17 protein-coding genes are annotated in these 15,949 nt (G+C 60.4%); 7 read left to right on the plus strand and 10 right to left on the minus strand.

Going from position 1 to position 15,949, the window contains the following annotated elements:
* Positions 1-52: 52 nt before the first annotated feature.
* From HX790_RS22015 to HX790_RS22025, 3 genes are all read right to left on the minus strand, one after another.
* A complete protein-coding gene (locus tag HX790_RS22015) occupies positions 53-1,345 on the minus strand; it encodes a sorbosone dehydrogenase family protein (protein WP_017138951.1) in 1,293 nt (430 codons plus the stop codon).
* Positions 1,342-1,767, minus strand: a complete 426-nt coding sequence (locus HX790_RS22020; protein WP_017138950.1) for a DUF2231 domain-containing protein — start codon at positions 1,765-1,767, stop codon at positions 1,342-1,344. Before HX790_RS22020 ends, HX790_RS22015 begins: the two co-directional genes overlap by 4 nt.
* 126 nt (positions 1,768-1,893) lie before the next feature.
* Complete coding sequence (locus HX790_RS22025; protein WP_017138949.1) at positions 1,894-2,406, minus strand: GNAT family N-acetyltransferase; 513 nt, start codon at positions 2,404-2,406, stop codon at positions 1,894-1,896.
* Positions 2,407-2,529: 123 nt separating this feature from the next.
* Between HX790_RS22025 and HX790_RS22030 the strand changes: the two genes are divergently transcribed.
* Positions 2,530-3,009 (plus strand): ATP-binding protein, encoded by a 480-nt coding sequence (locus tag HX790_RS22030; protein WP_176992137.1) that lies wholly within the window; start codon positions 2,530-2,532, stop codon positions 3,007-3,009.
* Positions 3,006-3,767: a nucleotidyltransferase domain-containing protein gene (locus tag HX790_RS22035; RefSeq protein WP_176992138.1), complete on the plus strand. Its 762-nt coding sequence runs from the start codon at positions 3,006-3,008 to the stop codon at positions 3,765-3,767. The genes HX790_RS22030 and HX790_RS22035 overlap by 4 nt, the downstream gene beginning before the upstream one ends.
* Positions 3,768-3,825: 58 nt before the next feature.
* On the opposite strand, the gene HX790_RS22040 is transcribed toward HX790_RS22035, so the two are convergent.
* Positions 3,826-5,685: a methyl-accepting chemotaxis protein gene (locus tag HX790_RS22040; protein WP_225932994.1), complete on the minus strand. Its 1,860-nt coding sequence runs from the start codon at positions 5,683-5,685 to the stop codon at positions 3,826-3,828.
* Between HX790_RS22040 and HX790_RS29620 the strand changes: the two genes are divergently transcribed.
* The 3 genes from HX790_RS29620 to HX790_RS22050 all read left to right on the plus strand — a co-directional run bounded on the left by HX790_RS29620 (position 5,569) and on the right by HX790_RS22050 (position 6,947).
* On the plus strand, positions 5,569-5,838 hold the full coding sequence (locus HX790_RS29620; RefSeq protein WP_256349297.1) for a hypothetical protein: 270 nt from the start codon (positions 5,569-5,571) through the stop codon (positions 5,836-5,838). The two genes, HX790_RS22040 and HX790_RS29620, sit on opposite strands and share 117 nt — an antisense overlap.
* A 238-nt stretch (positions 5,839-6,076) precedes the next feature.
* Positions 6,077-6,505, plus strand: coding sequence for a VOC family protein (locus HX790_RS22045; RefSeq protein WP_169986247.1), 429 nt, complete (start codon positions 6,077-6,079; stop codon positions 6,503-6,505).
* Positions 6,498-6,947: an NUDIX hydrolase gene (locus HX790_RS22050; protein WP_017138943.1), complete on the plus strand. Its 450-nt coding sequence runs from the start codon at positions 6,498-6,500 to the stop codon at positions 6,945-6,947. The genes HX790_RS22045 and HX790_RS22050 overlap by 8 nt, the downstream gene beginning before the upstream one ends.
* Here HX790_RS22050 and HX790_RS22055 read toward each other — a convergent pair.
* Both HX790_RS22055 and HX790_RS22060 read right to left on the minus strand, forming a co-directional pair.
* On the minus strand, positions 6,944-7,504 hold the full coding sequence (locus HX790_RS22055) for a cysteine hydrolase family protein (protein WP_017138942.1): 561 nt from the start codon (positions 7,502-7,504) through the stop codon (positions 6,944-6,946). The two genes, HX790_RS22050 and HX790_RS22055, sit on opposite strands and share 4 nt — an antisense overlap.
* A 265-nt stretch (positions 7,505-7,769) precedes the next feature.
* Positions 7,770-8,402, minus strand: coding sequence for a TetR family transcriptional regulator (locus tag HX790_RS22060; protein ID WP_017138941.1), 633 nt, complete (start codon positions 8,400-8,402; stop codon positions 7,770-7,772).
* Positions 8,403-8,513: 111 nt separating this feature from the next.
* On the opposite strand from HX790_RS22060, the gene HX790_RS22065 reads away from it, so the two are divergent.
* A complete protein-coding gene (locus tag HX790_RS22065; protein ID WP_017138940.1) occupies positions 8,514-9,170 on the plus strand; it encodes an O-methyltransferase in 657 nt (218 codons plus the stop codon).
* A 3-nt stretch (positions 9,171-9,173) separates the two neighbouring features.
* On the opposite strand, the gene HX790_RS22070 is transcribed toward HX790_RS22065, so the two are convergent.
* On the minus strand, positions 9,174-9,794 hold the full coding sequence (locus tag HX790_RS22070; protein ID WP_017138939.1) for a LysE family translocator: 621 nt from the start codon (positions 9,792-9,794) through the stop codon (positions 9,174-9,176).
* Positions 9,795-9,928: 134 nt separating this feature from the next.
* Here HX790_RS22070 and HX790_RS22075 point away from each other — a divergent pair, with 134 nt between their 5' ends.
* Positions 9,929-12,127 (plus strand): OsmC domain/YcaO domain-containing protein, encoded by a 2,199-nt coding sequence (locus HX790_RS22075; protein ID WP_176992139.1) that lies wholly within the window; start codon positions 9,929-9,931, stop codon positions 12,125-12,127.
* 120 nt (positions 12,128-12,247) lie between these two features.
* Here the strand turns inward: HX790_RS22075 and HX790_RS22080 are convergent, their stop codons facing one another.
* From HX790_RS22080 to dapA, 3 genes are all read right to left on the minus strand, one after another.
* Positions 12,248-13,414: a cystathionine gamma-synthase gene (locus HX790_RS22080; RefSeq protein ID WP_099549649.1), complete on the minus strand. Its 1,167-nt coding sequence runs from the start codon at positions 13,412-13,414 to the stop codon at positions 12,248-12,250.
* On the minus strand, positions 13,411-14,787 hold the full coding sequence (locus HX790_RS22085; RefSeq protein ID WP_017138937.1) for a cystathionine beta-synthase: 1,377 nt from the start codon (positions 14,785-14,787) through the stop codon (positions 13,411-13,413). The genes HX790_RS22080 and HX790_RS22085 overlap by 4 nt, the downstream gene beginning before the upstream one ends.
* A 139-nt stretch (positions 14,788-14,926) precedes the next feature.
* A complete protein-coding gene (dapA, locus tag HX790_RS22090) occupies positions 14,927-15,778 on the minus strand; it encodes a 4-hydroxy-tetrahydrodipicolinate synthase (RefSeq protein WP_176992140.1) in 852 nt (283 codons plus the stop codon).
* Positions 15,779-15,949: the final 171 nt, after the last annotated feature.

A 15,949-nucleotide genomic window follows, 5' to 3' on the forward strand; every position in this document is an offset into this window, starting at 1 on the left:
GCAGCCCAGCGGGAGCAAGCTCCCTCGCCACAGTGACAAGGTTCAACGGCGGTTACCGATTGCGTGTCACCCGCCAAACGGTGTTGGCCAAGTCGTCAGCAATGATCAGCGCACCTTTGGGGTCGACCGTCACGCCCACCGGGCGGCCACGGGTCTTGCCGTCGTCGCCACGGAAACCGGTGGCGAAATCAATCGGTTCGCCAGCCGGCTTGCCGTTGCTGAACGGTACGAAGATCACCTTGTAGCCCACCGGGTTGTCGCGGTTCCAGCTGCCGTGTTCGCCGACAAACACGCCGTCGGCGAATTGTTCACCCATGGCCGGTATCGAAAAATCCACGCCCAGTGCCGCAACGTGCGAGCCCAGGCTGTAATCCGGCTTGATCGCGGCCGCCACTTTCAGTGGGTTCTGCGGTTGCGCGCGGGGGTCGACGTTCTGGCCCCAGTAGCTGTAGGGCCAGCCGTAGAAGGCGCCTTCGCGCACTGAGGTGAGGTAGTCCGGCACCAGGTCGGGGCCGAGTTCATCGCGTTCGTTGACCACCGTCCACAATTGCCCCGAGCCCGGCTGAATGGTCAGTGCGGTCGGGTTGCGCAGGCCGGTGGCGTAGGGCTTGTGCGCGCCGCTGGCTGCGTCGATCTGCCAGACCATGGCGCGGTCGATCTCCACTTCCATGCCGCGCTCGGTGATGTTGCTGTTGGAGCCAATGCCCACATAGAGCTGGCGCCCGTCTTCGCTGATGGCCAGGGATTTGGTCCAGTGATGGTTGATCTGCGCTGGCAGGTCGATGATTTTGGTTGGCGCGCCGCTGGCTTTGGTCTGGCCGTCGGTATAGTCGAAGCGCACCAGGGCATCCTGGTTGGCCACGTACAGCTTGCCGTCGGCGAAAGCCAGGCCATAGGGCGCGTTGAGGTTGTCGGCAAACACGGTCTTGAGCTCGTAGTTGCCGTCACCGTCGGCATCGCGCAGCAACGTGAGGCGGTTACCACCCTTGACCTTGGTGTTGCCCTGGGCCTTGATCACGCTGGCGATTACATCCTTGGGCTTGAGCTTGGCCGCACTGCCGCCACGGCCTTCGGCGACGATGATATCGCCATTGGGCAGCACCAGGGTTTGCCGAGGAATGGCCAGGTCGGTGGCGATGGCCGTGACGCTGTAGCCTTGCGGCACCGTGGGTTTTTGCTCGCCCCAGGGTGTCGGCTCGGCAATCTTCATGCTCGGCAGCAGGCTGCTTTGTTGCTCGGGCAGTTTGGGATCGGGACCGCGTGCCTGGGTTTTGTCGCCGGCGTCGCCACACGCGCTCAGCAACAGCGCTGCGCTCAGCAAGGTCAGCGTATTGAGTGGGTTCATTTGGCAGCTCCCGAGCGCAGGTTGGTCAGGCCGACCCATGTGGCAACAATCGCCAGAACCGTCACGATAACCGACAGTACCAGGCCAACCGGCATCATGGCGTAGGCGTCCTTGGCATGTTGGAAGGCGTTGACCAGCCCGAGTCCCCAGGTGATCAGTAACAGCAGGAAGTACGCGGCGGGGCGTCCGCCTTTATGCTCGGCGCGCACCAGGTTGACCAGCGCGAACAACAATGCAAAGCCACAAAACACTAAGGCACCGGCGATCAGCCAGGACGCGAAGTTGGCCCATTGGATCTGATAGGTCTGGCCGTAGGCGATGTCACTGAGCAACGTGCCCAGAAACAACGGCACGGTGCCGGCCAACAGGGTCGAGTGCAGCGGGCCAGGCCTGACGAGTGGGTAGGCGGGAAGGGTGGTCATGGGGTCGCGGCTCCTTGTTTTATCCAACGCCCCGGGGCGGGGCAGCGCATAGGGAAGGAGCGTAGAGCCTGGCGGATAGTTCAGCGCAATTCGTGTCGAAATATTATTTCAGGGTTTGACAGCGCCTCAACGGGTCCACACATAGCGCACCTCTTCCAGCGTCACGCCACCGCGCACCAGCGTGCGACGGCTACCCGGGTCTTCAGTGCCGCCAAAGCGTGTATAGAAACGTACGGCTCTTTGGTTGGCGGCTAAAACCCATAAGGAAATGCGTTTATAACCCTGTTCAACCAAACGTTGGAAACCCGCCTGCCACAATTGCGCGCCGATGCCGTGACCCCAGTAGTCCGCCAACACGTAGATAGCCATGACCTCTCCCGATGCGACCTCAGGCGTGTCCGTATCCCGGCAAAGGCCCAGCGACAGCCAGCCGATAACGTTGCCATCCACTTCGGCGACTAATACGCCAGCGTCTTGGCTTTCAATCAAGCGCGCCCAGTTAGCCTCTTTCTGCGGCAGTGTTGTGCTCAGCGAGGCCAGAAAATCTGCTGGCATCAGGTCTACATAAGCCTGTTGCCAACTGCTCACATGCACCTGAGCGATGTGCTTGGCGTCCTTGGGCAATGCATCGCGAATCATAACCATCCCTTGTCGTTAATTTGTCGAAACCAGGGTGCCCATTCACTGTTACAGAATAGGTTCTCATTATGCAGAACCCTGAAAACTGGCATGCTTCAGGGCCTGACAAAAGGAACCCTGTCCATGCCAACCCTGCACCTGCTGTGCGGCAAGATCGCCTCCGGCAAATCCACCCTGGCCAACACTTTGGCCGCTGAACACGCCGCCATCCTGTTGAGCGAAGACCATTGGCTCGCCACCCTTTACCCCGGTGAAGTCCTCTCGATTGCCGATTACGTGAGCTGCGCCCAGCGTATTCGAGGTGTGCTCGGGCCGTTGGTGATCAACGTGCTGCAATCGGGCATCAACGTGGTGTTGGACTTCCCAGCCAATACGCTGGCTAATCGCGAGTGGCTGCTGAGTTTGGCCCAGGCTGCGCAAGCGCCGCACTGCCTGCACTATCTGGAACTGGATGACGCCACCTGCCGCAGCCGTTTACAGGCGCGCAATGCCCAGGGCGAGCATGATTTCGCCGCCACCGACGCCGAGTTTGACCTGATCACCCGCCATTTCTGTGTGCCGAGTGAGGCGGAAGGCCTGGTGATCGAGGTGCATCGCCCATGAGTACGGTGACCGGTGTGGATGCCCAGGGCTGTGTGCTGACGCTGGGCAATGCCGCCTTCCAGCCTGAGTTTGAGCCGCTGCTGGCGGATGTCATCGCCAGCCTCTCCCAGTCCGGGCTGGACGGCATTTATGTGTATGGCAGTGTCGCCAGGGGCGAAGCAAGCCCAGGCGAATCGGACCTGGACCTTAGCCTGATTCTGCTCGAACCGCCGGATGCACAGGTATTGGCACACTTGGAAACGCTGCGCCAGGCGCTGGAGCAACGCCACCCGGTGGTCACCAAGATTGACTTCGATATCGGCCACCGCGCCGAAGTACTGGCGCCCGAAAACGCAAGTAAATGGGGTTTCTGGCTCAAGCATCATTGCCGTTGTGTGTGGGGCGAGGATCTTTCGCTGCGCTTTGAACGCTTCCTGCCTTCGCGCGAAATCGCCTTGGCGTTGAATGGTGATTTTGAATCCGTGTTGAGCGGCTATCTCAACCTCATCCATCAGGCCAATACCCCAACCGAGCGCCTGCGGCTGCAACGCGAAGCGGCTCGCAAGCTGATTCGAGCGACCAACATATTGCGCGGCCCCGACGCGCCCTGGCCGTACACCCTCGAAGAGCACGTTGCCTTGTTCGTACAGCATCACCCCGCGATGCGCATCCAGATCGCGTATTTCCTGTTCGAGGCGCGAAACCCGAGTGCCGTGGGCGAGCCCTTCAGCGTGCGACTGCAAACCTTTATCGAGTGGATGGTTTCACAGCAGGTATAGACAGCAGGTATAGATAGGTAATTTGGCACTCAGGCTCACTTTACCTACGCTGCGCACATCAGGATTTAAAACGCCCCACCAAGCCATTCAGCTCCTGCGACAGGCTCGATAACCGCCCCGAATCATCCTGCGCAGCATTGGCCAGGCTCTCCACCAACCTTGCCTCGTCATAAATCTGCTGGATATGGCGGTTGATCTCTTCGGCCACGCTGTGTTGCTCCTCGGCGGCGGCGGAAATCTGCAGGTTCTGGTCGCGGATCTCGTTTACCGACAACTGGATGCCCTCGAAACTGTCCCGCGCGTTTTCGATGGACGACACGCTGGCGCGGGACAGGTCCAGGCAACTGCTCATCTTCTGGGTGACTTCTTCGGTCTTGCTGCCGAGGGTGCCGAGCAACTGCTCGATCTCGCCGGTGGAGTCGGAGGTGCGCTTGGCCAGTGCGCGCACTTCGTCGGCCACCACGGCAAAACCACGGCCCTGATCACCGGCGCGGGCGGCTTCGATGGCGGCGTTGAGGGCCAGCAGGTTGGTCTGCTCGGCGATGGCGCGAATAGTGCCGAGGATCTGGTTGATGCTGCGGCTGCCGGCTTCCAGCTCGACCATGGCCTGGGATGACTCGGTCAGGCGGCGGCCCAGGCGGTTGACGTTATCGGTGGTGACTTCGATCTGCTGTTTGCCTTCGGCCACACGGCGATGGCCGTTCTCGGCCGACTCCGCCGCGCCGCTGCACGAGCGTGCGACTTCGTTGGCGGTGGCGACCATTTCATTGAACGCGGTAGACACCAATTCCACCGCCTCACGCTGGCGCCCGGCGGCTTCGTTCATGTTGTGTGCCACTTCACTGTTGACCCGTGACGCGTCCTGAAGATTGGTGGAGGCCGCGCCAATATGCTGGATCAGTTGACGGATTGCGGCGAGGAATTTATTGAACCAGCCCGCCAGCTCGGCAGTTTCATCCTTGCCCTGTACTTGCAGCTCATGGCGCAAATCGCCTTCACCCTGGGCGATGGACTGCAAGCCGGTGCTGACCTGGCCGATCGGTTTGACGATCACCTTGGAAAACGCCGCGGCGATCAGCCCGAAGATCAGCACCAGCACGGCCACGATTGCCGTGGTCAGGTAGGTCATGCGCGTCGCCGCCGCCATGACTTCGTTGTATTCGATCAGCCCCACATACCGCCAGCCCAGGCCCGGTGAGGTCCACACGTTGGCCATGTAGCGCACGCCGTCGATGACCACCTCGGTTGAGCCCTGGGGCGTCTCGGCCAAGTGCGCATACGGCGCGCCGAGGTCCTTGAGCGGCTTGAAGTTGTGCGCGGCGTTGCGCGGGTCGACCAGCACCACGCCGTCTTCGATCAACATCACGTAGCCGCTTTCACCCAGCTTAATGCTTTTGAGCAATTCGGTGAGGTTCTTCAGCGACACGCTGACCACGAACACGCCCTTGGCCTTGCCGCTGCTATCGAGCAGCGCACGTGCGGTGCCCACCAGCGCCACATCATCCTTGTCATAGTAGTAAGCGGGTGTGCGCACGGTCTTGTTGGGGCTGGCCATGGCAGCCTTGTACCAGGGACGGGTGCGCGGGTCGTATTTGGCCAGTTGTGGGTCATCGGGCCATTTGGCGTAGGTGCCGTCTTCGAGGCCAATGGACAGAATCGCAGCGGAAGGGTGGGTGGCGCCAAAACGGGCAAACTGGTCGATTACCTGCTGCGCCTGGGCGGGCATTGGCTGACTCGCGGCGTTTGCAGGCTGATAATCTTTTAGAGTGTTCACTGAAGTGTATACAGGATCAGCAGACATTTGATCGACGTTCTGCAAGGTGCCATCGAAGAATTGCCGGATATTGCCATCGATCTGACGTATTTCGCGGGTGCTGCCATCAATAAACTGATCGACCGCCTGAGTCCGCGTGTTCATGACGGAGATAACTGCAACCAGGCTAACCGGGATAAAGGCGACAGAGACGAACGCGAGGACGAGCTTGTTTTTTATTTTCATCGAGACGACCACCGGGCGAAGAGGCTATTTGATATCACTGACTGTCTCGGCCCGAGGGTTATAAAGCTTTAGCTTTATTTTGTGTACAACAAAAAATGTTTTTGTCCTGAAAATTTAACAATGCACAAGCATGGGGCCCGCCAGGTTGAAAGTGTTGAGCCCTGTGGTGTTTTCACCGTTAAGATGCCATCGATATTTTTTCATTAAGGATGATGCATGCCACTGATCACGGAACGTGTCGCACTGGCCCGCAGCGGTGCCAACGATAAAGTCATCTGCCGCATGGCCTCAGGTTGGGCGGTGATGGGCGATGCATAGAAATAATCTGGTCCCGGAATTGATGGTGACCGACCTGAACCGCAGCCTTGAGTTCTGGGTCGGTTGTCTGGGGTTCACGGTGGCTTATCAGCGCCTGGAAGACGGCTTCGCGTATCTTGACCTGGACGGAGCCCAGGTGATGCTTGAACAAGTCGACCCACTCGCCAGTCAATGGCTCACGGGGGCGTTGGAAAGGCCATTCGGGCGCGGCATGAACCTGCAAATTGATGTCGTGGCGGTACATCCGGTTATTCAACGGCTGGAGAGGGCGGCCTATCCCGTGTTCAAGGCCTGCAAAGACGTGTGGTACCGGGCAGGCGAGGTCGAGGTTGGGCAGCGCGAGTTTCTGGTACAGGACCCGGATGGTTATCTGGTAAGACTGGTAGAGCGGCTTGGTGAAAGGACGAGAGACAATGCGTGAGCGCAAGGCGGCACGCCTTTTGGTGATCAGCCCGGCTCGAAAAGTGCTGCTGTTCCGGTTCGTCCACAAGGACGGGGCACTGGCCGGCAGGAATTACTGGGCGACGCCCGGCGGCGGTGTTGAAGCCGGGGAAACCTTTCACACCGCTGCGATCCGTGAGCTGCGCGAAGAGACCGGCATTGTGGTCAGTGACGTACAAGCGCCGGTAGCAGATCGCCGATTTGAGCTGATGCTACCCAGTGGTGAAACGGTGTTGGCCATTGAGCAGTACTTTGTTGTGCAGGCGCAAAACGAGCACCTGTCGCGAGACGAATGGACAGTGCAAGAAGCCCAGGTCATGGCGGATCACCATTGGTGGTCCACCGAGGCGCTGCATTCGACGGCAGACACGGTATGGCCAGAAGGGCTTATCGACATGCTCGCGCAGGCAGGCGTTTTTTAAAGCATGGCCAGGATATCGGCAGTGGCTGTGACCCTGGCGTAATCCATCGCCAGGTTGCTGAGCGACAGTGCATGCACATCCTCGGCAGGCCAGAGGCGGCCCGATAAATCGGCTTGATCAAAGGTGTAGCAGGCGTCCGCCGCCACTGTTACCTCAAAACCCAGGTTGCCGCCGGAGCGCGCCGTAGACTCGACAGAGTTGTTGGTGATCACCCCAACGATCACCAATTGCCGGATCCCACGCACATGCAGCCAACGCTCCAGGCCGGTGGCGGCGAACGCATCCGGGACGTTTTTTTCCACCACATGCTCATGCTTGAGCGGTGCCAGTGCCGGCTGGAACTCACAGCCCGGTTGGCCCGGCCAAAACACCGAGCCTTCGCTGCGGGACATGTGCCGCACATGCACCACGGGGCGATTGGACTGCCGCCATGCACGCTGCAGGTGCTGTATCTGCACCTCGGCGTCGGGGTTATTGCGGCGCCCCAGCGTGGGGTCATTCATGCCTTGCTGCATGTCGATGATCAACAACGCGGCGTTTGTGGCTAGCGGTTCCATGGCACATCCTTTAGCTGGATCAGGCGCGAAACATAGCAGCGATTGGGCGTGCTTAAACAGGTCTATTGTTCGAAGCTCATTTGCACGATGCACATCGATCCAAAGTGGGAGCTGGCTTGCCTGCGATAGCGGTCTATCAGTGCATACATCGGTGACTGACCCACCGCCATCGCAGGCAAGCCAGCTCCCACAGTCGCCGATACTCCCATCGAGCGCTGGTGCCTTCAATCGCCGTGTGAACCTTCCGCTACGGCTTCGTAAGCAATCAAGGCCGATTGAGTGTATTCACATAAGCACTGAACATAGCGGCCATGCCATCGGCATACACCTCGATTTCGGCAGCGGTGCGCGGGCTGAAGGAAAAGTCCTTGCCCACGCAACCCAGCGTGCTGCGGATCAGGTCGCACGCCAGTGCGCGGGTTGCGTCGGGCACCTCGGGCAGCAACTCGTGCATGAATGTCTCAAAGGCTTGCCGGCCGGCCGCGCGCACTTGCTCCGCTTCCGGTGCATCGCGGTACAGCGGCGCCGCGTCGTGGAGCGCACCGCGCATCAGCGCCTCCTCGCACTCGGAATGGATAAATGCATGCACCAAGGTACGCAGGCGGGTCAGCGGTGCTATTTCGGTTTGTTCGAGGATGTCGCGCAGCATTTGGGTGGTCTGCTGCCATTCATCACTTTGCAGCCGAAACAGGATCGCGGCCTTGTTGGGGAAATATTGATACACCGAGCCGACACTCACGCCGGCTTTTTCCGCGACCCGCGCGGTGGTGAAACGCGTAGCGCCTTCCTTGGCCAAAACCTGAATAGCGGCTTCGAGAATCGCCGCCACCAACTCGGTCGAGCGTGCCTGTTGTGGCTGTTTGCGCGAGGCAATACGGGGAGTCTGGCGGGTGGTCATTTCGGGCTCCGAGCGCTGGGCGAACGCGAATAGCGAAGGCGATGAATCACTCGCATACTTTTAATGCGACGAATTAATCGCATCTTAGTCCCCCTTCGACGGAAATCAATCATGACCACCCTGACCACCGCGCCTCTTGCAGCCCTGATCGAACGCCTCTACGCCCAAGCCAATGCGGCGACCAGCCCGCTCATCGACACTGTGTCGCCGCAAGAGCGCAACCGCCTGATGCACAGCAAAACCGAGTACCTTGAGCTTTACACGATGCTCAAGGATCTGTGGCTGCCCGTCTCGCGTGACACCGGCAACCTGCTCTATATGCTGGCCCGCAGCAGCCATGCAAAAGCTATTGTCGAGTTCGGCACCTCGTTCGGGTTGTCCACCTTGTTCCTGGCTGCCGCACTGCGCGACAACGGCGGCGGCGTGTTGATCGGCAGCGAATTCGAACCGTCAAAGATTGCCCTGGCGCGCGAACATTTCATCGAAGGCGGCGTCAGCGACCTGATCGAGGTGCGCGAAGGCGACGCGCTGGTCTCATTGGCTGCAAACCTGCCGCAAACGGTCGACCTGCTGCTGCTCGATGGCGCCAAGTCGCTGTATGGCGATGTGTTGAATCTGGTAGAGAAGCACCTGCGGCCGGGCGCGCTGGTGGTGGCTGACAACACCAACTACTGCCCTGAATACCTGGCGCACGTGCGCGAACCTGGGAACGGCTATCTGTCGGTGCCGTTTGCCGATGATATCGAACTGTCGATCCGCCTCGGCTAAGGTTCAGCGCTTGCTCAATGCCAAGCGCGCGGCGAACAACACGAAGATCATGCCGGTGGTGCGGTCCATCCACCGGATCACCTTTTCCCTGCGCAGGAAACCGGACAGCGGCCGGGTGGCGCCAATCAGCAGCAGTGACCACAGCAGGCCCAGCAGCACATGAATGCTGACCAGGCCAAAGGTCCAGGCAATCAGCGGCTGGCCTTGGGGGATGAATTGCGGCAGGAAGGACACGTAGAAGATGCCCACTTTGGGATTCAGCACATTGCCCAACATGCCCTTGAGGAACCAGTTGCCGCCCGGTTTGCCCTCGGCTTTGGCGGGTGACAGTGAGCGGCGTGGGCGCACCAACATGTTCAGGCCCAGCCACGCGAGATAAGCCGCGCCGCAATATTTGAGCAGGTTGTACGCCAGCTCCGACACTGCAATCAAAGCGCCCAGGCCAAACGCCACGGCCGCGCCCCACAGCAAGCAACCGGCGTTGATGCCGAAGGTGGCGTGCAGCGCCTGGCGTTTGCCTTCGACTGTGGCGGTGCGCAGCACCAGCGCGGTATCCAGCCCCGGCGTGAGCGTGAGCAGGGTGGCGGCGAAGGTAAAGGCGAGGAGGTTATCGGTAATGGACATGGGCCGATGGCTCAAAGTGTGGTGGGTGGACGTTAGCACCGATCGGCAGCCGATTCGCAAAACCCTGAGACTTCCCGGCGAAAATCTTCATAATGGCGGCCAATTTGTTTAGCTCGTTATTCTGGTGTGCCCGCATGGAAATTAAGGTCAACTTTCTCGACAACCTTCGGCTTGAAGCCAAGTTCGATGACTTCACGGTGATTGCCGACCAGCCGATTCGCTACAAAGGCGACGGTTCGGCCCCGGGTCCGTTCGATTACTTCCTGGCTTCGTCGGCGTTGTGCGCGGCGTACTTTGTGAAGCTGTACTGCGCAACACGCAATATTCCCACCGAGAATATTCGCCTGTCACAGAACAACATCGTTGATCCGGAAAACCGCTACAACCAGATCTTCAAGATCCAGGTCGAGTTGCCAGCGGACATCTCCGACAAGGACCGCCAGGGCATCCTGCGTTCAATCGACCGCTGCACCGTGAAGAAAGTCGTGCAGGCCGGGCCGGAATTTGTGATCGAGGAAGTGGAAAACCTCGACGCGGATGCGCAGGCATTGTTGATGCCCAATTCCACCTCCGAGGCGGGCACCTACATCGCCGGCAAGGACCTGCCGCTGGAGCAGACCATCGCCAACATGTCCGGCATTCTCGCCGGCCTGGGCATGAAGATTGAAATCGCCTCGTGGCGCAATATCGTGCCCAACGTGTGGTCGTTGCATATCCGCGACGCACACTCGCCGATGTGTTTCACCAACGGTAAGGGCGCAACCAAGGAAGGCGCATTGGCGTCTGCCCTGGGCGAGTTTATCGAGCGGCTGAACTGCAACTTCTTCTACAACGACCAGTTCTGGGGTGAGGAGCTGGCCAACGCGCCGTTCGTGCATTACCCGGACGAACGCTGGTTCCAGCCTGGGCCCAAGGACGAGCTGCCGAGTGAAATTCTCGATGCCTACTGCCTGAAGGTCTACAACCGTGAGGGCGAGCTGCGTGGCTCGCACCTGTTCGACACCAATTCGGGCAATGAAGAGCGCGGGATTGTTGCGCTGCCGTTCGTGCGCCAGTCCGACGGCGAAGTGGTGTATTTCCCGTCCAACCTTATCGAAAACCTCTACCTCAGCAACGGCATGAGCGCGGGCAATACCTTGGCTGAAGCCCAGGTGCAGTGCCTGTCGGAGATCTTCGAGCGCGCCGTGAAGCGCGAAATCATCGAAGGCGAGTTCGCCTTGCCGGACGTGCCCGCAGAAGTGCTGGCCAAATACCCCGGCATTGTCGCGGGTATCGAAGGCCTGGAGGCCCAGGGCTTCCCGGTACTGGTCAAGGACGCATCCCTGGGCGGCGAGTTCCCGGTGATGTGCGTCACCCTGATGAACCCGCGCACCGGCGGCGTATTCGCCTCGTTCGGCGCACACCCAAGCATGGAAGTGGCGCTGGAACGCAGCCTCACCGAACTGCTCCAGGGCCGCAGTTTTGAAGGTTTGAATGACCTGCCGCAGCCGACCTTTGAAGGCCAGGCGGTGACCGAGCCGAACAACTTTGTCGAGCACTTTATTGACTCAAGCGGCGTGGTGTCGTGGCGCTTCTTCAGTGCGCAGTCGGACTATGAGTTCGTCGAGTGGGACTTCTCGGGCGAAGGTGAAAATTCCAACGCCGAAGAAGCCGCCACCCTGTTCGGCATTCTCGAAGGCATGGGCAAAGAGTCCTATATGGCGGTGTACGAACACCTCGGCGCCACGGCTTGCCGGATCCTGGTGCCGGACTACTCGGAAATCTACCCGGTGGACGACCTGATCTGGGACAACACCAACAAGGCGCTGTTTTTCCGTGCCGATATCCTCAACCTGCACAGCCTTGACGAGGAGGCGCTGCAGGCGTTGGTCGAGCGACTGATCGAAAGCGAGCTGGACGATTACACCGACATCACCACCTTGATCGGCATTGAGTTCGACGACAACACGGCGTGGGGTCAGTTGACCATCCTGGAGTTGAAACTGCTGATCTTCCTGGCCTTGCAGCAATATGAGGAGGCCAAGGAGTGCGTGGAGATGTTCCTGCAATACAACGACAACACCGCTGAACGCGGCCTGTTCTACCAGGCCGTGAACGCAGTGTTGGAGATGCAGTTGGACGACGACCTGGACCTCGCCGATTACGAGGCCAACTTCCGCCGAATGTTCGGTAACGAGCGGATGGATGCGGTGATGGGTTCGGTGGACGGCTGTGTGCGGTTTTATGGCTTGACCCCGACCAGCATGAAGCTGGAAGGCCTGGATCGGCATTTGCGCTTGATCGAGAGCTATAAAAAACTGCACTCGGCGCGGGCCAACGTCACTTCAGCCTGACACAATCCCCCTTGTGAAAGCTGGCTTGTGTGGGAGCTGGCTTGCCTGCGATAGCATCACCGCGGTGCAACTGATACACCGAGGTGTCTGTATCGCAGGCAAGCCAGCTCCCACAGGCGTCTAGATCAGGGCCAGCGCCTGAGCCAGATCGGCTCTCAAATCTTCCACATCCTCAACCCCCACCGACAACCGCACCAACCCATCGCCGATCCCCAACTGCGCCCGCGTCGCCGCAGGAATGCTTGCATGGGTCATGATCGCCGGGTGTTCGATCAGGCTTTCCACGCCGCCGAGGCTTTCGGCCAACGCGAAAATTTTCACGTTTTCCAGAAAACGTGTGGCACCCGCCAGGTCACTGTTCAAATCCACCGAAATCATCCCGCCAAACCCACGCATCTGCTTGCGCGCCAGTGCGTGCTGCGGGTGCGAGGCCAGGCCTGGGTAGTACACCCGCGACACTTGCGGCTGCTGCTCCAGCCAGGTGGCCAGGTCCAGGGCGTTGCTGCAATGGCGCTCCATGCGCAGTGCCAGGGTTTTTACACCGCGCAGGGTCAGGAAGGCATCGAACGGGCCGGCAATCGCGCCGACCGAGTTTTGTAAAAAGCCCAGGCGCTCGGCGAGTTCCGGGTTGTGGCCGACGATGGCGATACCGCCGATCACGTCGGAGTGGCCGTTGAGGTATTTGGTGGTGGAGTGCACCACGATGTCGAAGCCCAGCTCCAGTGGGCGCTGGATCCATGGGCTGGCGAAGGTGTTATCGGCCACGCAGATGATGCCGCGATCGCGACAGATACGCGCAATGGCGCTGAGGTCGGTGAGGCTCAGCAGCGGGTTGCTCGGGGTCTCGACCCAGACCATGCGTGTGTCGCTCTGCAGTGAGGCTTCAAAGGCCGACAGGTCGCTTAAATCGACAAAGCTGAAACGGTGCCCGGCACTGCGTTGACGCACCTTGTCGAACAGCCGGAACGTGCCGCCATACAGGTCGTTGCCGGAGACAATATGCGCACCGGCATCCAGCAGTTCCAGCACAGTGGAAATCGCCGCCAACCCCGAAGCAAACGCAAACGCCGCACTGCCGCCCTCCAGGTCGGCCACGCAGCGCTCCAGGGCAAACCGCGTGGGGTTGTGGGAGCGCCCGTAATCAAACCCCTTGTGCACGCCGGGGCTGTCTTGCAAATAGGTGGAGTTGGCGTAGATCGGCGGCATCAGCGCGCCCGTGGTTGGGTCGGGGGATTGCCCGGCGTGGATCACACGGGTGGCAAACGCGCTTTTATCGGGCAGGCTCATGCAAGGGATCTCCGTAGGTGGTTAAGCAGGTCGACGCGGGTGATCAGGCCATGGAAGCCGGATGTGTCGGCAATAATCGCGACCAGGCCGCGATCCAGTTCCGCCTGCAATTGGGCCAGGCTGGCGCTGGGGGCCAGGGTTTGCAAGGTTTTGCTCATGGCGTCTGCCACCACCATGGAAAAGTGTGTGGCGTCCTGATGCAGGCCCAGCAGGATGTCGGATTCGTCGATGACGCCGACCAATTCACGGCCGTCCACCAACACCGGTAGCTGCGAAACATCCGCCAGGCGCATGCGCTGGAAGGCGGTGAGCAAGCTGTCATCGGGGCTCACGCTGATCACCCGGCCGTCTTCGAAGCGCCGCGCGATCAGGTCGCGCAGGTCGCCGTAGTGTTTGTATTGCAACAGGCCCGCGTCGTTCATCCACTGGTCGTTGTAGACCTTGGACAAGTAGCGCGTACCGGTGTCGCAGACGAAGGTGACCACACGTTTTGGCTCGGTTTGTTCGCGGCAGTAACGCAGTGCGGCGGCAAGCAGGGTGCCGGTGGATGAGCCGCCGAGGATGCCTTCGGCCTTGAGTAACTGACGGGCGTGGTCGAAGCTTTCTTCATCGCTGATGGAGTAGGCATGGCGCACACTGGAGAGGTCGGCAATCGAGGGGATAAAGTCTTCGCCGATGCCTTCCACGGCCCAGGAGCCGGGCGTTTCCATTTTCCCGCTGCGGCTGTATTCGGCCATCACCGAGCCCACGGGGTCGGCCAGCACCATTTCCAGTTCGGGCTGCACGCGTTTGAAGAAGCGCGTAAGCCCGGTGAGGGTGCCGGCCGAGCCGACACCGACCACAATCGCGTCCAGATCATGCTGGGTTTGCGCCCAGATTTCCGGGGCGGTGCTGGTTTCGTGGGCCAGCGGGTTGGCGGGGTTGTTGAACTGGTCGGCGAAGAATGAACCGGGAATGTCTTTGGCCAGGCGAGCGGCCACATCCTGGTAGTACTCGGGATGGCCCTTGCCGACATCGGAACGGGTGATGTGTACTTCGGCGCCCATGGCCTTGAGGTGCAAGACCTTTTCAGTCGACATCTTGTCGGGCACCACCAGCACCACACGGTAGCCTTTGGCCCGGCCGACCAGCGCCAGGCCCAGGCCGGTGTTGCCGGCGGTGGCTTCGATAATGGTGCCGCCCGGTTGCAGGCGGCCGTCACGTTCGGCGGCGTCGATCATGGCCAGGCCGATACGGTCCTTGATCGAGCCACCGGGGTTTTGCGATTCCAACTTGAGAAACAGCGTGCAAGGGCCAGTATCGAAACGGCTGACCTTGACCAGCGGCGTGTTGCCGATCAGTTCGAGCACGGCGGGACGTGGGAGGCTGGGCATGAATTCACCTTGGTTGCGAGCAGACAGAGGTGGAGCAGCAAAGTAAAGGCGTGCCTTGGAACATAGGCCGGGATCGCGCCGGTCGCAACCGGGCGGTCCGTTGGATGTCTTTTTTTGGCGCATGAACCCGACAGGGCGTTTACAGCAGCGCGCCCAACGCCTGTTGTACGCGCGCACTGGCAGCTTGCATCGGCGCGCGCAGTTCGCTGCCGATCAAGCCCTGCAACGCCAACCCAGCCTTCACCGGCGCCGGGTTGGGCTCCATGAACATCGTGTTGATCAGTGGCAATAACGTGAAAAACGTCGCCCTGGCCTCGGCCAATTGGTTATCGCGCACTTGCTGGCACAGCGCCACAAAGGCCTCGGTGTGCAGATGCGCCGAGGCCGCAATTGCGCCACTGGCGCCCAGGCACAGCGCGTTAAAAATCTGGACGTCTTCGCCGCACAACACATTCACGTCACCACTGGCCAGCAACGCCAGGGTATTGGCCAGGTTGCCGCCACAATCTTTGATCGCGCTGATTCGCGGGTGTTTGACGATGCTCAACAACGTGGCCTGCTCAAAGGTCACGCCGGTGCGGTAGGGAATGTCGTAGAGCACAATCGGCACGCTGGAGGCATCCGCCACCGTGCGGAAAAACGCCTCAAGGCCAGCCTGGGAAGGGCGGATATAGCTGGGCGCGGGCACCAGCAGACCGGCTACCGGGCGCTTGAGAATTTCGCTTTGAAAGTGCAGCAGTTCTATCTGGTTGTTGCCCGCCAGGCCCATCACCACCTGCTGCGCGGGCACCCATTGCAGCACGGCATCGAGCACGGCGAGCTGCTCCTGACGGCTCAACGACGCGGCTTCGCCCGTGGTGGTGCAGACCATGATCCCGGCGACGTGTTTTTCCAGCAGGTGACCGACCAGCCGGTGCAGGCCGATAAAGTCGATGGCGCCATCCTGAAACGGCGTGACTATGGGAACCCAGATACCTTGAAACGATGACATGCACTTTCTCCTGATGGTTGACCGCTAAAGTCACCGTCAGAAGGGCAGAGGGATTGTGCAGAAGGAGGAGGGGGCCGCCGCGCTCAATGTCCTGTCAGCTCATCTGACGGGACAGCGCGCCCCGGTCACATGAGCGACTGTTTCTTCGATTTAAGGGCGTGCGCCACGCAA

The organism is Pseudomonas sp. IPO3747 (assembly GCF_013385245.1).
Taxonomy (GTDB): Bacteria; Pseudomonadota; Gammaproteobacteria; order Pseudomonadales; family Pseudomonadaceae; genus Aquipseudomonas; species Aquipseudomonas edaphica.

Excerpts from the sequence above, each read along its gene's own strand:
- HX790_RS22040 (WP_225932994.1), bottom strand. The coding sequence starts at position 5,685 with ATGAACACGCGGACTCAGGCGGTCGATCAGTTTATTGATGGCAGCACC.
- HX790_RS22030 (WP_176992137.1), top strand. The coding sequence starts at position 2,530 with ATGCCAACCCTGCACCTGCTGTGCGGCAAGATCGCCTCCGGCAAATCC.
- HX790_RS22080 (WP_099549649.1), bottom strand. The coding sequence starts at position 13,414 with ATGAGCCTGCCCGATAAAAGCGCGTTTGCCACCCGTGTGATCCACGCC.
- HX790_RS22050 (WP_017138943.1), top strand. The coding sequence starts at position 6,498 with ATGCGTGAGCGCAAGGCGGCACGCCTTTTGGTGATCAGCCCGGCTCGA.
- dapA (WP_176992140.1), bottom strand. The coding sequence starts at position 15,778 with ATGTCATCGTTTCAAGGTATCTGGGTTCCCATAGTCACGCCGTTTCAG.
- HX790_RS22015 (WP_017138951.1), bottom strand. The coding sequence starts at position 1,345 with ATGAACCCACTCAATACGCTGACCTTGCTGAGCGCAGCGCTGTTGCTG.
- HX790_RS22070 (WP_017138939.1), bottom strand. The coding sequence starts at position 9,794 with ATGTCCATTACCGATAACCTCCTCGCCTTTACCTTCGCCGCCACCCTG.
- HX790_RS22035 (WP_176992138.1), top strand. The coding sequence starts at position 3,006 with ATGAGTACGGTGACCGGTGTGGATGCCCAGGGCTGTGTGCTGACGCTG.
- HX790_RS22025 (WP_017138949.1), bottom strand. The coding sequence starts at position 2,406 with ATGATTCGCGATGCATTGCCCAAGGACGCCAAGCACATCGCTCAGGTG.
- HX790_RS22055 (WP_017138942.1), bottom strand. The coding sequence starts at position 7,504 with ATGGAACCGCTAGCCACAAACGCCGCGTTGTTGATCATCGACATGCAG.
- HX790_RS22020 (WP_017138950.1), bottom strand. The coding sequence starts at position 1,767 with ATGACCACCCTTCCCGCCTACCCACTCGTCAGGCCTGGCCCGCTGCAC.
- HX790_RS22060 (WP_017138941.1), bottom strand. The coding sequence starts at position 8,402 with ATGACCACCCGCCAGACTCCCCGTATTGCCTCGCGCAAACAGCCACAA.
- HX790_RS22085 (WP_017138937.1), bottom strand. The coding sequence starts at position 14,787 with ATGCCCAGCCTCCCACGTCCCGCCGTGCTCGAACTGATCGGCAACACG.
- HX790_RS22075 (WP_176992139.1), top strand. The coding sequence starts at position 9,929 with ATGGAAATTAAGGTCAACTTTCTCGACAACCTTCGGCTTGAAGCCAAG.
- HX790_RS22065 (WP_017138940.1), top strand. The coding sequence starts at position 8,514 with ATGACCACCCTGACCACCGCGCCTCTTGCAGCCCTGATCGAACGCCTC.
- HX790_RS22045 (WP_169986247.1), top strand. The coding sequence starts at position 6,077 with ATGCATAGAAATAATCTGGTCCCGGAATTGATGGTGACCGACCTGAAC.